This is a genomic window from Solibacillus sp. FSL R5-0449, assembly GCF_037975215.1.
In the GTDB taxonomy this organism is placed as follows: domain Bacteria; phylum Bacillota; class Bacilli; order Bacillales_A; family Planococcaceae; genus Solibacillus.
On sequence record NZ_CP150239.1, the window covers coordinates 3,076,954 to 3,091,692 of the forward strand.

Genomic DNA, 14,739 nt, shown 5'->3' on the forward strand with positions numbered 1-14,739 from the left:
TTGTTTATGTAACTATTAGTTAATCAGATCTACAATGTTTCCGGAACACGTACTTCTTTGTATAGCATAATTCCAATTAAACCGACTATAGAAAACAGAACCGGAATGATGAAGCCGTAAAAATAACCAGACTGTATATTTAATGAGCTTGCCTGAACATAGTCCAAAATTGCGCCTAAAAAAATCGGCAATAATACAGCACTTAAAAAACCTCCTGTATTGGCAAATCCCGATACAATGCCGGATTCTGTCATCGGGAACGACTGACGCACAGCAGCAAATGTCAATGCACTCGCCCCATATCCGAAACCAATCAAGAAGAAAAGAACGATGAGCCCAACTAAAGATGGATACCCTTGAAATAAAAGGAACATACACCAGCTGGAAAAAACAATCAATTGCACCGCAATATAAGGTTTTTTAATCGATTCATACATACTCGCAATCCAGCTTATAACTGGTGCTCCGATAATAGCTCCGACTAGACCAACCATAATTAACTGACTCGCCTGGGAACGGCTCATTTCGTAAAGATCCATTCCATATGGCACAGCCCATGAACTGATAAAACCGACATATCCACCAACTACTCCAAAGTGGCATAAAAATAATGCCCACGCTTGCCGGCTTGAAAAAACCCTTTTCACGATACCAGCTGTTTTTTCACGTTGAACGGGCTCCGTTACTACTGGCATAGTTTGAGGAAAAATCCTTTTTGCCTGTTTTATGAGTATCATATATAGCAGTATCCCGCACATGCTTACAAGAAGTCCTAACGAGAAAAATGCCCATCTCCATCCCAAAAGTCCAATCCAAGCCGAAAATGGAACAGTTGCCAATAAGAACCCTAAGCTGCCTGTCATCCCGGCGAAACCGACTAAACGGACAAATTCCTTCTTATAAAACCATTGGCCTAATATAAGCATCATATTGACCCAAATTGTCGCATCCCCTATTCCGGTAAAAATCCTTGAAATAAATAATACCGACTCATGCGTTCCAACACTGTAAATTATTGTCCCGACTCCGGTAAGGACCGCACCACAAATAAGAAAGAAATTAGGACCGAACCGATCCGCCAAAATTCCCATTGGTATTTGCAGACTGGTATAGACAAAAAACTGCACCCCTGTTATTAAACCGATTGTCGTAGCAGTAATATTAAAGTCGTGCATCAGCTGATCCGTAATCAAACCGGGTGCTGTCCGCTGACTGGCCATCAATAAATACGTAAGCAATACTGAAACAAATACTATCCACCTGTACTTACTATTTTGTTTTTCCAATCATCACTACTCCCATAAAAGTTTTTCTTTAACCATTTGGATTTCATATTCATTTTATGAAATTACTCTACTCCTTATCTTTTGAGACCAACACTTTCATAAAGTTATATACCCTACATATAAATAACAGTATGCAGGGTTAGTTGCATGTTTTTATTCAACAAAAAAACGGTGAAGGAAGTGAAACTATTCTTCAAATTGGTCCAATGCCGGTTAGTACTGTTCGATTAGATTATGGACCGAATCAGTTGGTATATTATCCCCATGTTACTTACAAGTGGGATCATTCATGGGAAAATGAGATGAATGAGGCGATTAAGGAGCTAGTAAAAAAACAGATTGCACAGCAAGTTGGCGATATGCCGACAACTGTAGAAGAAATGCTCGGGCTATATGAAATAAAAAATAATCAGCGGCAAGTATTAAGCTTGAGCCTATCCAATTATACGTATCATGAAAAGGCCGCACACGGGATGACGACAATTGAATCACTGACATTTGATATAGAAAAAAAGAAGCTATGTACACTCAAGGATTTATTTAAACCTGGCGCCAATTATGTAAGAAGACTTTCTGCGCTTGTCGATATTCAAATACAAGAGCGGGATCTCCCTACATTAGGTGATTTTCCGGGTATAAGTCCGGATCAGGATTTCTATATTGCAGATAAAACACTCGTAATTTATTTTCAGTTATACGAGATTACTCCATATGTTGTAGGTCTTCCAATGTTTCCGATTTCTGTTTTTGATTTGGCAGATATTATTGATGAATCCGGGCCGCTCGGCAGATTGGCGACTAACGGTTAATGTTAATTGAAAATGTACTATATTTTTCAGTTCAAAATATAGTACATTCTTTTTCATACTTGTAATGGATTGCCAAGTGAATATTTTATACGTCCCTTTCCAATGTTAAATAATGAAAAGCGCTACAATCGTCGTCACGATTAAACCGATGATTACCGGTACAAGATTTCTTCGTGCAAGCTCAAACGGGCTAACATTACAAATGGCTGCCGCAGGAATTAGCGCCCATGGAACAAGTGTCCCGCCACCTACCCAAATGGCCGCAATTTGACCAAGAGCAGTCAATGTAGCCGTCCCTTCCCCAATTGCAGTACCAAATAAATTTCCTAGTGATCCGACTAGAGAAATCCCTGAAAATCCGGATCCGTCCAGTCCTGTAATTGCCCCAACACCTGTCAATGTCACGACTGCAATTTCCGTTGTTAACGGGACAAGCGCCGCAAGTCCCATACCAAGGTCATTCACAATACCATGTGACGTTTCAGGCAGATGATTACCGAGAATTGTAAGGAAACCCGCGTCCCCTAAATAGAAAAATGCCGCAATCGGGATAACCGGCCCAAATACTTTAAAAGCAAACTGGAACCCTTTAATAAAATAGCTTGTCGTTTCGTCGAGACCTTTCTTTTTATAAGCAATCACGCAAAGAATCAGCAGGATAAATACAGAAGTGCCTCCTACTAGCGCTGTTGCGTCTCCCCCTTGGAGGTCGAAAATAGCCATTGCAACTACATCCAGTACAAAGGCGACCGGAATTAAAATGGCGAAAATTTTTTTCTGAGTCATCGATAATAGATTTTCCGTTTGCTCCAGCTCTTGCTCTGTACTATTATCATACGTTCCGACTAAAGGAATAGTGCCGCGCTTCATATCGCGTTTCAAAAAGTAAAATGCTACAGCTGTCGTCACAACCCCCATCGTTATGACAAGAGGAATACTTGCCGATATGACATCTCCTACAGGAAGTCCGGCGGCATCAGCCGTTAGCTTCGGTGCACCTTGAATAATAAAATCACTGGATAACGCAATCCCGTGACCGAATAAGTTCATTGCCATAGCCACACCTAATGCCGGCAGCCCTGCCCTTATTGCTACAGGTAATAAAACAGCTCCAAGCAGCGCTACTGCAGGTGATGGCCAGAAAAACCAGGAAATAATCATCATTAATATCCCGATTGTCCAAAATCCTAGTGTCGGGTTTTTAATAATCTTTGTAAAAGGGGCGATCATTACTTCATTTATTCCCGTTTTAGTTAGTACCCGGCTCATCGCAACGATAATTGAAATAATTAAAATAGTAGATAAAAGTTCGGTTATTGCATAAATAAAGCTATTAAAAACCCCGCCAATTGAAGAAACAAAATCCCCTGTCGCGACGAAAGCAATAACGAAAATCCCGACAATACTAATCAATGTTGTATCCAGACGCCTCACCATAAAGATAATGATCAGCATGATGAAAACAACATAGATCCAGTGGAGAGCTGTTATTTCAATCCCCATACTCTACCTCTTTTCCTTTTTACTTAGCATATGGGGAGAAAAGAGAGGTTGTGAGCGCCTAGTAACAATATATATTTTTTTAGTTTTTATGTTATTCGCCTAGATTCTATAAATCATGGCCCAATGTTAGTAAGCCCATTCTAAAAATAACTTCATTGATCATTTACGTTTATTTATGGGCAGGAAAGAGACATATTACATATAAACAATAAAAATAGAGGTGTACTTATGGCGATTTGCCCGTTATGCAATGCATTAGAAAAAGTCAGTATGGATTGTCCGACTTGTAACAGTCCGCTGCAGGATGGAGGAAAGGTAGCCGATTATTCAGATCCATACGGACATTATAATGATGAAAATACTATTAAGCTTTTTGACGGCTATCCAAATACCGCTAAAGACGAGATATGCCCGCATATACTCGTTTGCAAAGAGTGCAGCTTTGAGCGGGTCCTGTTTATACAGGAACAGTAAAAAGCATGTCCGAAATAAAGTTTCGGACATGCGCTAGTCAAAAATAACGAATATATATTGTCGCCATACTCTTCACGCCCCCGAAACGCTGATGTCCATCATCTGTTAACAACAAACCATTTATCCCCAAATAAGAATTACACCAATAAATAAAGTATTCCTTCACTTTCTTCCTTAATTAATAAACCCATTTTATTTTTACCAACATATACTGTTATAACGACAAATTTAAGTATCGTTTCAGTGTACTAAACTTTCAAATTCTACCTGTTCATTGTATTTGACGGAATTATTATAAAAGAAAGGAGAGAACGGATGATTGTAGACGGGGTTTTTTCAGGCGGCGGTATTAAAGGTTTTGCATATGTAGGGGCCATTCAGGTGCTTGAAGAAAGGGGCGTTAAATTCGAGCGTGTTGCCGGCACGAGTGCGGGTGCTATATTAGCCACCTTTATCGCGGCAGGATTTAACACGAAAGAACTGGAGGAAATTTTTGACGAACTGAATTTAAAAGTTTTACTCGATCCCCCGAAATTTATAATCGAACTTCCATTTTTAAAATGGCTTAATTTATATAAAAGATTGGGATTGTATCGCGGTAAATCTCTGGAAAACTGGTTTCTCGAGAAACTGGCGACAAAAGGTATCTACACATTCGGAGATTTACCAAAAGGTATTTTAAAACTAGTTGCTTCCGATTTAACGAACGGCAAGATTTTAGTACTCCCCGATGATTTGCATCACTATAATATCGATCCAAATACTTTTCCGGTTTCCCGCGCATTACGGATGAGCTGCGGTCTTCCATTTTTCTTTGAGCCTGTCTATCTAAAAAACGGGAAAAGCGAGTCTGTTATTGTAGATGGTGGGGTTTTGAGTAATTTTCCAATGTGGATTTACGATAATGGAAATAAAGAGCGGCCAGTTCTTGGTATGAAACTTAGTAGTTCAAGCGAGGATATGAAGCCTCATGATATTAATAATGGGATTCAACTTTTTGAAGCGCTATTTAGTACAATGCAAACTGCACATGATAACCGTTATATTTCCCGTAGACACGAGAAAGATATTATCTTTATACCGGTTGAAGAATATAGTGCAACCCAATTTGATTTAGATGAGGCGACTAAAAATAAATTGATGGGCATCGGAAAAGAGCGGACTACTCAATTTTTAAAAACATGGTCACCCATTTGGTAAAAACCTTCAATACTAGCAAAAAGGCATGATTCCATCTATCGGAATCATGCCTGCCTTTTATTCTTCTTTATTTAATTCAAAGCTATTAAGCAATGCACGCACTTCGTCGGTAGATTTTGTATTCATCAACTGGTTTCTCAGTTCGCCGGCACCTCGGAAGCCTTTTACATAAATTTTGAAAAAGCGGTGTAGTCCTGACATTGAACGCGGAAGTTCTTCGGCATACTTGTCCTGCAGATCAAGCTGCAGTTTCAGAAGGTCAAGATACTCCTCAGGACTGTGCTCCTTTGGCTCCTTTTCAAAAGCGAACGGATTTTTGAAAATACCGCGTCCAATCATTACTCCGTCAATTCCGTACTTTTCTGCAAGCTCTAAACCAACTTGACGGTCCGGAATATCACCGTTAATTGTTAACAGTGTATTTGGAGCAATCTCATCACGCAACGCTTTAATTTCCGGGATAAGCTCCCAATGTGCATCAACGGCACTCATTTCTTTTCGTGTGCGTAAATGAATGGAAAGGTTTGCAATATCCTGTTTTAAAATATGAGTAAGCCACTCTTTCCACTCGTCGATTTCTTTATAACCAAGTCGTGTTTTCACGCTGACTGGCAAACCACCTGCTTTAGCAGCTTCTATTAACTCTGCTGCCACATCCGGACGCAAAATCAGACCGCTGCCTTTGCCTCGGCCTGCAACATTCGGTACCGGGCAACCCATATTAATATCAATTCCCTTGAAGCCTAATTCTGCCATACCAATGCTCATCTTGCGGAAGTTTTCAGGGTTGTCTCCCCAAATATGTGCAACGATCGGCTGTTCATCTTCTGTAAATGTTAAACGACCGCGGACACTTTTGATTCCATCAGGATGACAGTAACTTTCAGAGTTAGTAAACTCCGTAAAGAATACATCCGGTCTTCCTGCTTCAGCTACTACATGGCGAAATACTAAATCTGTTACATCTTCCATCGGCGCGAGTACAAAAAATGGTTTCGGTAGCTCCTGCCAAAAATTCTCTTTCATATGTTAAGTTCAATTCCTCTCATTACAAACAATCATCGTTATTACTTTTAAATTTCCTCTAACAATATTAGCGTAAATAGTGCAGAAAAGTAAAAGCAGATGATTTAAAAAGCAGTCTTTTAATAAATAGAATAATTATTTGTTCCATCAACCGATTAGCAGCTTGCAGTTTATCCTTTTTAGCGTTCCTAAAATACTCATCGCTGCTAAGTAACTCGTTTTCGGATTTGCTGGAAGCGGATTATTCGTAATAGTAAATGTTGCCTCTCCAAAGTCCCCTGTCACTTCAATTTGGTGAATATTTTTATCAATTTCCGGATCCGCCACTAATGTTACTTTCGTTTCGTCAAACCCAATACTCGCCATTGCAAGCACAATCGATACATTCATATTTTTCGGATAACGTCTAATCGCTTCTGCCGCATTCCCTTTAAAGATTACTTTCGCTTCCTCGAGTGTTTCATCAACTAAAGAACTCGCTGGTTTGCGTGTTGTTAGCTCAACGGATGTAACTGTACCAAGCGCATGTGCATTTTGCAGTAAATCCAATCCGCCGACTGCACCTGATGGCAAGTAAAGTTTCCTGTTGTATTCATTCGCTAAGTTGTTTAGCGATGTCAACAGCTCTTCATCCGCTAATGCACCAATACTAATCACGACAACATCTATTTTTCTGATTGCAGCCGGAAGCAATGTATGCACCGCTTCAATATTTGCGGCCTCCACAACTATATCAATTTCCGATTCTAAAAATGCATCTATTTCCGTGTACAGCTTTACACCATAATTGGATTCTAGCAATTGATGCTTTTCCTTATCTCTTACAAAGACGCTTGTGATCCGCAAGTTTTCTAGCTGCTTTTCATTAATTTCTTCCAAAAGAAAATGAGCTATTGCACCCGCGCCAATTAAACCGACTTTCATATGTACCTCCTATAAATCATTATTTATTTTCTATTGCACTCTTCTACAACCATATCATAATTTCAGCAATGCATTCTCCCATCCTTTTATCAGAGGGTTTACTTCAATTATATAAGTGAATTCGTTAGTATGAATATAAGGCAAAAATAAGAGGAGGCATTCGTATGGAACTAACAGTTTATTTAGCAGGACAAATTCATGATAATTGGCGGGAAGAAGTTGCACAAAAGGCTAAGGAAAAAAATCTGCCTTTACACTTTGTAGCACCGCAGACAGACCATGACCGTTCAGACAATATCGGCGAGGAAATTTTAGGAATCCAGCCATCAGCATATTATAAGGACAATGCTGCTTCTGATATTAATAATTTCCGGACTCAGGTATTAATGCAGAAAGCGGATATCGTCATTGCATTATTCGGAGAGAAATATAAACAATGGAATACCGCTATGGATGTAAGTACAGCAATTGCAATGGACAAACCGACAATCATCATCCGTCCCGAGTCTTTAATTCACCCTTTAAAAGAGCTATCCAATAAAGCAAATGTAACGGTGGAAACTGTTGATCAGGCAATGGAAGTTATCCGCTATATATTTGATTAAAGCAATAGCAATGTACACGACAAAAAAGAACGAATCCCTTGGAATTCGTTCTTTTTATATAATTTATATACGCTTCAAGGCACCATTAGGCTGTGGCAATTCACTTGCTGTTATATCATTCATTTTACAGAAATGTGTGAAGAATTGCTGAGCAAGCTCTTTTTCCTGAGGATCTGTTTTCAAGGAGATGATATCACGTAAAATTTGAGCCATCCATAAATTGTTGAAATAGCGATGTTTACCAGTATTCCATGTCATTTTATGAGTGAACTTTTCGTTTACGTAATAGTTCCAGAACAGCATCTTCTCTGCTTCCTCTTCAGTCAGTTCAATTCGGTACTTTGAATGTGCCGGAATATAGCCATCTTCACTCAATTTCCCGATAAAGTTCTCCTCTACCATATACATACCTAAAATACGTCGTTCTTTTTCAGAAGAATTTTCATCTACTGCCGTTAACAAAACAGCACTGTTTAAATGCAGGCGAATCGGTTTTACAGGCTTCCCTTTATTTACACCGCTTTTCGTTAATCCCGAAAAAACCTTCCAATCTGAAAAGGCAGTTCGTTTTTCTTCATCATCACACCAAAAAACTAATTGTGACTCTGGGTGAAGCTTGAAATTTTTCATATGTTTTTCATGTATTAAACGAATTTCCTGGTTTTTACGTTGGAGTTTTAAATTCTCTTCTTTTTGCCACTCTTCTTCTCTTCGTTCTAATTCTTTTTTCTGAATAATTTTTTCGAGTGTTTGCACATCATCTTTATCGTGAAGTACTAAGTGCTTTCCAAATACATCAGGGAAAACGAATTTTTTACTTTCCGATGCAAAATGTATTTCAATACTAGATTCATTCTGTTTAACGATACTACCCATTCCGAAATGCTTATGTGTAACTTTTTTATTGATTAGATTCATTATTTAAATCCTCCTTGTAAAATAAAAACACAGTTACGTTCAATTGCCGGTCAATAATTAACCCCGTTTAGAGCTTTGACAACTGTTAAAATTTTTGCTCTCTTGAATAAAAAAAGTACATATAAACGCATCCTTTATAGTGAATAAAAAAGTACAAAGAAATACATAATACGCACCGAAAACAATTGTAAGACCATTATAACATTTTTTATCAAAAAATACAAAAAATTTATTGACATTTTATTTTCCGTTAGGTTAAAATGAAATTTTGCTCTAAGTCAACTAAAATATTTATCCATTAAAATTATAGTAGACATCCGTTTTGACTGTGTAAATACACGTCCGAAATGGGTGTTTTTTTGTTTCTTCACAAAAAGAATGACCCACCCCTCTTAGCCTCCTTTTTAAAATTTACTCGTCACAAAGCACTTTACTGTCAGACTTCACATATGTTGCGTATATATAAACATGCCTTGTTTTAGTTCAATCCTGTACTTGCATATAAGTAAGTAAATGGCTGGACGATCATCATGAATCTTAAGGAGTGGATGAATGGGTGCAATTAATGGTGAAAGTTATATTAACCGATTAAATTCGTTGAATAATGAAATATGGCTGGACGGAGAAAAGGTGGAAGGGCCGTTATCTGAACATCCCGTATTTAAAGGTCTTATTCAGACGAAAGCTTCCCTCTACGATTTACAGCATGACCCTACAATAATTGATGAAATGACTTTCGTATCCCCCCTTTCAGGAAAACGTGTCGGCCTTTCATATTTGATGCCTAAAACGAAAGAGGATTTAATAAAACGGCGAAAAATGATGGAGCATTGGGCGAAACATACACATGGAATTCTAGGTAGAAGTCCCGATTATTTGAATTCTGTCTTAATGGGGTTCACCTCATCTGCAGCACTTCTTGAAGACGAGGAAAACTGTTTCCCAGATAATCTCCGGACATTTTTTGAAATGGTCAGGGAAAATGATCTATCTCTTACCCATACATTTATTACACCTCAAGTTAATCGTTCTCAAAGTTATATTGAAAATACGAATGAACCGATTTCTGCAAAGGTTGTCGCGGAGACTGAAGATGGCCTTATTATAAAAGGTGCACGTCTGTTAGCGACACAAGGCGGTTTAACTGATGAAGTGTTTGTATTTAATGTCGGTAAGCTTGTATTCGGCGAAGATGAAACTTTTTCATTTGCGGTCCCATCGAATACGAAAGGATTAAAATTCATTTGCAGAGATTCCTTTATAGGCGGAGAGTCTGCATTTGACCATCCTTTAAGTTCAAAATATGAAGAAATGGATTCCATCGTTGTGTTTGACAATGTTTTAGTGCCATGGGAACGGGTCTTTTTTTATAACAATGTGGAGGTTGCAGAAAAATTCCTTATTCACAGTGCCTTTAATCATTTTGCCAAGTATCAAGTTTTAATCAGGCAAATTGTGAAAACGGAATTTATATTAGGAATTGCCGAACTTCTCATCGAAACGATCAAAGTATATGAATATCAGCATATCCATGAAAAGATGACAGAAATTATTGCAGGATTGGAAACAATGAAGGCATTATTGGAGAAATCGGAGAATGATGCAGCACTTGATGAATATGGCTATTTGCGACCAGCAATTTTCCCATTAAAAGTTGCCGGTTATACGTTTTCGAAGATTTATCCACGGCTCACTGAAATTATCCAGCTTATCGGTGCAAGCGGAATAATAACACTACCAACAGAAAAGGCATTTCACTCCCCCATCAGAGCCGATTTGGATCAATATCTTCAAGCCGCAACTAAACCTGCTGAAGAACGGGTGAAAATATTCCGGTTAGCTTGGGATTTGACGATGAGTTCATTTGGTACGAGGCAAACACAATACGAACGTTTCTTCTTCGGTGATACGGTTCGGTTAGCGACCGAATTATATTTTACGTATCCTAAAAAAGAATTTGTAGAGGCAATCTATACTTTCCTCAAGAAAAATTAAGAACGTTGACGCTTTATGCCTCATTGGGAACCGCACTAATCTTTCACTGCCGCATATACTAGAGTAGAACGATAATCAAAAAGGATGATATTAAAATGACATTGCTGAAAATGGTGAGCTCTATTGTGGCATGTACAAATTCCCATCCATTTGACGAAGATGCAATTGATGAAAGCAGCGATATGAACCGCTGGGAAAATGAAGGCGGCAGACCTCTTTAATTAATTTGACTTATTGCTATATAATGATACTTCCGAATGCAAAGACAATTTAATATAAAAAATATCACTTTTCTCTAAGGAAAAAAGTGATATTTTTTGCGTTTTTCAAAGCTATCCCTTTAGGGTGCTTGTCCCAATTCTGATTGTATTTTTCTTCATAGTCTACTTCGTCCATTGCCTCATCACTTACGCGCTTAACCAAACATCGGTACTTGAATATAACTGATTTGCTCTAAAACGATAATTCTTGTTGTAGTTTCTCTTTCATACGTGTCTGTAGATTCTATTAAAGTCAGTAAATCTTGATTTACCGATTCCAGTGTTCCGGTAATAAGTTCCTCACCAACTGCAACAGTTATTTCTTGGTTTAATAACCTCAAAAGCTGAATATACAAAATGCTATTCAATCTAATCCCCTCCTTTTTTAGTAAGCTATATTTTTAATACTCGTTACCGGAATATACAGAAAATTCGTGCCTGAAGAAAGTGTTATATAGTCAAAGTTTACTTCTAATAAAGTACCCGTGACTTTTCCATACTCCGTTGCAACTGTGAGACTCGATCCTTTTAAAGTTTCGAGAATATTACGTAATTGCCACATATTTACCCCCCTTTATGATGTTATGTTAAAAGGATATGTTTGCCGGAGAAACTTGTTTGGGTAATTATTCTATTTTTCAAGATTCCCAAAAAAATCTAATTATGTCGCACAATTATTGTGAAATAAGATTCATATCATACTACTGAGGTGAGAAGTATGAAGGAAAGACATGAAGGTTTAGTAAGTGTAGTTATTCCATGCTATAATGCCGCGCCATTTATAGTAGATTGCCTAGACGGTCTTATGTCACAAAAATACAAAAAAATGGAGGTTATTCTTGTAAATGATGCTTCAACTGACAATACATCAAAAATAGTTGAAGACTGGCTGGAAAATACACCCCCCCCTTTTCCGGTTATTGTATGTAATTTACCTGTAAATACAGGCTTTGCAGGGGCTCTGACAATCGGCTATTTTATGAGCTCCGGCGAGTATATTGCCGTTAATGATGCAGATGACATTTCGCACCCTCTGCGTTTAGAAAAGCAAGTGGATTTTTTGTTAAACAATCCCGATTACGATTTAGTCGGATCAAATTACCAAGTATTTTATGACGGGAACTTGGAATCACTCGGTAAAGTTGCCGACTGGTTGAAGTATGGCGAGTCAATACGGAAATGTTACGAAGCAGGCGGTCACTGTGTCTGTCACGGAACAATTTTATTTCGCGGAAAAGTTTTTGATTTGCTTGGCGGCCCCACTCGAAGAATTGTAGGTGCAGAAGACTATGAATTCATCGTTAAATTTTTAAATGCAAAATTAAAAATCGAGAATCTGAAGGAAATTTTATATTTCTATCGGAAACATGAGCAACAACGTTCCAAAACTTTTTATGGAGGTGATAAGAGTGGCTGATGAAAGGATCTTACTAGTGATAGATGCTTTATATATCGGAGGAACCGAAACCCATGTATTAGCCTTGGCAAAAGAACTAGTTAAAAATAATGTCTTTGTGGCGATTGCTGCAAATAAAACCGGTAGTTTAGTTGAGGCATTTGAAGCATTAAATTGCCCTATTTACTCAATCGAGTTTCCAAAATCGATTCCTTTAGAAAAAAATCATGAATTGGCATTAGTGAAGGAACTTGAAAAAATTATGGAGAACGAAAATATTACCCATGTTCATATTCATCAGACACCTTCCGGATATTTAGCAGGAAGAGCGGCTGAAAATAAAAATATCCCTACGATCATCACGATACACGGAACATATTATCCAAATCACGAAATACAGGAACTCCTTAAATTATCCGATGCAGTCATCTGTGTAAGCCCTCCTTTATGCAATTATGTAAAAACATTTGAAATAGAAAACCCTTATTTAATACCAAATGGAATCAATTTAAACGATTACCCAAGAAATTCCCAAGTAAAAGATATAAGAAGTGAATTACAAATACCTAAAGATGCGCCCGTTCTTCTCTATGCGAGCAGAATCACATGGGCAAAAGCACAAGTTTGTTCTATTTTTTTAAGAGCATGCAAAGATCTTAAATTAAATACGATCCCTAATCTTCATGTCATTGTAGTTGGTGATGGCAATAAATTGAACGAGATAAAAACATTGGCTCGAACGATTGAAGAAATGTGTGATGGAGCTTTTATTCATATCGTTGGAGAACAAAAAAATCTGCATCCCTATTACTCTGCATCAGATTGCGTTATAGGCACAGGCCGTGTAGCTTTAGAGGCTATGGCTTCAGAAAAGCAAGTAGTTGCTGTCGGCAACCATGGATATTTCGGGATTGTAGATGTGAACAATTTTGAAGATGCATGGAACCATTATTTTGGAGATCATGGTTCTAAAACAACTTGCAGCAGACATTTATTACGTGATGATTTGAAAAAAGTCTTGAAGGATCAACATCGCTTGAAACTAAACGGAATTACAGCCAGAGAAATAGCTGAGGAAAAATTTAATATTAATAATGTAGTAAAAGAAACGTTGACGGTCTATTCCAAAACGAGAAAAGGTGGGATGAAAAAATGAAAAAGGTATTATATATAGGCTGGATCGGATTTAATAACCTGGGTGATGAACTGTTATGGCATATTTTCAGAGATACATGTACCAAATATTTAGATATGGAAAAAATTACCGTTAAGCCATCTATGCCCGGAACGGATTTAAAAAATCTCGATGAGTTTGATACGGTTATACTAGGCGGAGGCTCCTTATTATTGCCTGGCTACCTTCAAATTCTTCAAAACGCTATTCATAAAGGAAAGTCCGTACTCATCTGGGGATCAGGGTTAGACTGGATTGAAGAGTCAAACCTGAATTTATTGATAAATGATCAGCTGACTTCTTTGGAACAAAACTTTAAACAAAAAGATATCGATGTACTGGATGAAGTTTTGGAGCATGCACTTTTTGTAGGCGTCCGAGGTCCCTTAACAAAAAAAGCGATCGAAATTATGGTTGGGAAAGAAAAATCGGAAAAAGTTAAAATTATCGGAGATCCTGCTTTACTATTACAAAATAAAGACACAATAAAACCTCATATCCAAGACAAACTAATCGGAATCAATTGGGGAACGACTTTTAACCGTCTGTACGGTGCCAATGAAAGTTTAGTAGAAGAACAATTAGTCGCAGCAGTGAAAAGACTAATTGAAAAGGGTTATAAAATACTGATTTATACGATGTGGTCAGACGATCGATCCCATTGCGAAAGACTTTATAATAAAATTGGCGACTCAGAAAATGTTCAGTTAGATAAAAACCTTTATACCGAACAACAAATGATTCATAAATTATCAACGTGTACTGCAACGATAAACTTTAAACTCCATGCTAACATGCTTTCAATGGCTGCAGGTGTCCCAGCGATTCCACTAGGATACCGCTTTAAAGTTTTCGATTTTGCAGCACTGCTCGGATTGCTGAATCTAGTCGTTTCTACAAGTTCAAAGCAGTTAACGGATGACATATTAGATCGTATCGCGATGATTGAGAAAAATGAATTGATGCCAGTTAAGCAATACAATATGACAAAGCAAACATGTACCCCTTTTTTAGAATTACCATTCAATCATCATTATTTTTAATTTTATATATTATCAACAAGACTCCACTCGACACTCGGACTTAGGATACTGGTTGGTTTAAGACTGATTAGCGAATTACAAGGAGTCTTTTTTTTTTTTGGAAATTACATATGGAAGTGAAAAATA

The 14,739-nt window shown here is 37.7% G+C and carries 16 protein-coding genes; 9 read left to right on the top strand and 7 right to left on the bottom strand.

Annotation, left to right across the window (positions count from 1 at the left end; all coding sequences use genetic code 11):
• Positions 1–29: 29 nt before the first annotated feature.
• On the bottom strand, positions 30–1,286 hold the full coding sequence (locus MKY27_RS15460) for an MFS transporter (RefSeq protein ID WP_339173700.1): 1,257 nt from the start codon (positions 1,284–1,286) through the stop codon (positions 30–32).
• Between the two features lie 248 nt (positions 1,287–1,534).
• On the opposite strand from MKY27_RS15460, the gene MKY27_RS15465 reads away from it, so the two are divergent.
• A complete protein-coding gene (locus tag MKY27_RS15465; RefSeq protein WP_079523782.1) occupies positions 1,535–2,095 on the top strand; it encodes a DUF3298 and DUF4163 domain-containing protein in 561 nt (186 codons plus the stop codon).
• A gap of 105 nt (positions 2,096–2,200) precedes the next feature.
• On the opposite strand, the gene MKY27_RS15470 is transcribed toward MKY27_RS15465, so the two are convergent.
• Positions 2,201–3,598, bottom strand: coding sequence for a hypothetical protein (locus tag MKY27_RS15470; RefSeq protein ID WP_339196146.1), 1,398 nt, complete (start codon positions 3,596–3,598; stop codon positions 2,201–2,203).
• Positions 3,599–3,826: 228 nt separating this feature from the next.
• On the opposite strand from MKY27_RS15470, the gene MKY27_RS15475 reads away from it, so the two are divergent.
• Positions 3,827–4,072 (top strand): hypothetical protein, encoded by a 246-nt coding sequence (locus MKY27_RS15475; RefSeq protein WP_339196148.1) that lies wholly within the window; start codon positions 3,827–3,829, stop codon positions 4,070–4,072.
• Positions 4,073–4,387: 315 nt separating this feature from the next.
• Positions 4,388–5,272 (top strand): patatin-like phospholipase family protein, encoded by an 885-nt coding sequence (locus MKY27_RS15480; RefSeq protein WP_339196150.1) that lies wholly within the window; start codon positions 4,388–4,390, stop codon positions 5,270–5,272.
• A 57-nt stretch (positions 5,273–5,329) separates the two neighbouring features.
• On the opposite strand, the gene MKY27_RS15485 is transcribed toward MKY27_RS15480, so the two are convergent.
• Positions 5,330–6,298, bottom strand: coding sequence for a tRNA-dihydrouridine synthase (locus MKY27_RS15485; RefSeq protein ID WP_339196152.1), 969 nt, complete (start codon positions 6,296–6,298; stop codon positions 5,330–5,332).
• A 147-nt stretch (positions 6,299–6,445) separates the two neighbouring features.
• Positions 6,446–7,222, bottom strand: a complete 777-nt coding sequence (gene nadX, locus MKY27_RS15490) for an aspartate dehydrogenase (RefSeq protein ID WP_339196154.1) — start codon at positions 7,220–7,222, stop codon at positions 6,446–6,448.
• Positions 7,223–7,386: 164 nt separating this feature from the next.
• Here nadX and MKY27_RS15495 point away from each other — a divergent pair, with 164 nt between their 5' ends.
• The gene (locus MKY27_RS15495; protein WP_339196156.1) at positions 7,387–7,827 is read left to right on the top strand and encodes a YtoQ family protein; all 441 of its coding nucleotides are present in this window, start codon (positions 7,387–7,389) and stop codon (positions 7,825–7,827) included.
• A gap of 63 nt (positions 7,828–7,890) precedes the next feature.
• Here the strand turns inward: MKY27_RS15495 and MKY27_RS15500 are convergent, their stop codons facing one another.
• Positions 7,891–8,745: a malate synthase gene (locus MKY27_RS15500; RefSeq protein WP_339173719.1), complete on the bottom strand. Its 855-nt coding sequence runs from the start codon at positions 8,743–8,745 to the stop codon at positions 7,891–7,893.
• 552 nt (positions 8,746–9,297) lie between these two features.
• On the opposite strand from MKY27_RS15500, the gene hpaB reads away from it, so the two are divergent.
• Positions 9,298–10,740 (top strand): 4-hydroxyphenylacetate 3-monooxygenase, oxygenase component, encoded by a 1,443-nt coding sequence (gene hpaB, locus MKY27_RS15505; protein WP_339196158.1) that lies wholly within the window; start codon positions 9,298–9,300, stop codon positions 10,738–10,740.
• A 95-nt stretch (positions 10,741–10,835) separates the two neighbouring features.
• Positions 10,836–10,961, top strand: a complete 126-nt coding sequence (locus MKY27_RS15510) for a hypothetical protein (protein WP_285848938.1) — start codon at positions 10,836–10,838, stop codon at positions 10,959–10,961.
• A gap of 194 nt (positions 10,962–11,155) precedes the next feature.
• Here MKY27_RS15510 and MKY27_RS15515 read toward each other — a convergent pair whose 3' ends face one another.
• A complete protein-coding gene (locus tag MKY27_RS15515) occupies positions 11,156–11,368 on the bottom strand; it encodes a hypothetical protein (RefSeq protein WP_339196160.1) in 213 nt (70 codons plus the stop codon).
• Positions 11,369–11,385: 17 nt separating this feature from the next.
• The gene (locus MKY27_RS15520) at positions 11,386–11,562 is read right to left on the bottom strand and encodes a DUF2642 domain-containing protein (protein WP_339196162.1); all 177 of its coding nucleotides are present in this window, start codon (positions 11,560–11,562) and stop codon (positions 11,386–11,388) included.
• Positions 11,563–11,718: 156 nt separating this feature from the next.
• On the opposite strand from MKY27_RS15520, the gene MKY27_RS15525 reads away from it, so the two are divergent.
• From MKY27_RS15525 to MKY27_RS15535, 3 genes are read left to right on the top strand one after another with little or no spacing between them, the layout of a single operon-like run.
• The gene (locus MKY27_RS15525) at positions 11,719–12,417 is read left to right on the top strand and encodes a glycosyltransferase family 2 protein (protein WP_339196164.1); all 699 of its coding nucleotides are present in this window, start codon (positions 11,719–11,721) and stop codon (positions 12,415–12,417) included.
• On the top strand, positions 12,410–13,552 hold the full coding sequence (locus MKY27_RS15530; RefSeq protein ID WP_339196165.1) for a glycosyltransferase: 1,143 nt from the start codon (positions 12,410–12,412) through the stop codon (positions 13,550–13,552). Before MKY27_RS15525 ends, MKY27_RS15530 begins: the two co-directional genes overlap by 8 nt.
• Positions 13,549–14,613 carry a polysaccharide pyruvyl transferase family protein gene (locus MKY27_RS15535; RefSeq protein WP_339196167.1) on the top strand — a complete coding sequence of 355 codons (1,065 nt, stop codon included), beginning with the start codon at positions 13,549–13,551 and terminating at the stop codon, positions 14,611–14,613. The genes MKY27_RS15530 and MKY27_RS15535 overlap by 4 nt, the downstream gene beginning before the upstream one ends.
• The last annotated feature ends 126 nt before the right edge of the window (positions 14,614–14,739 follow it).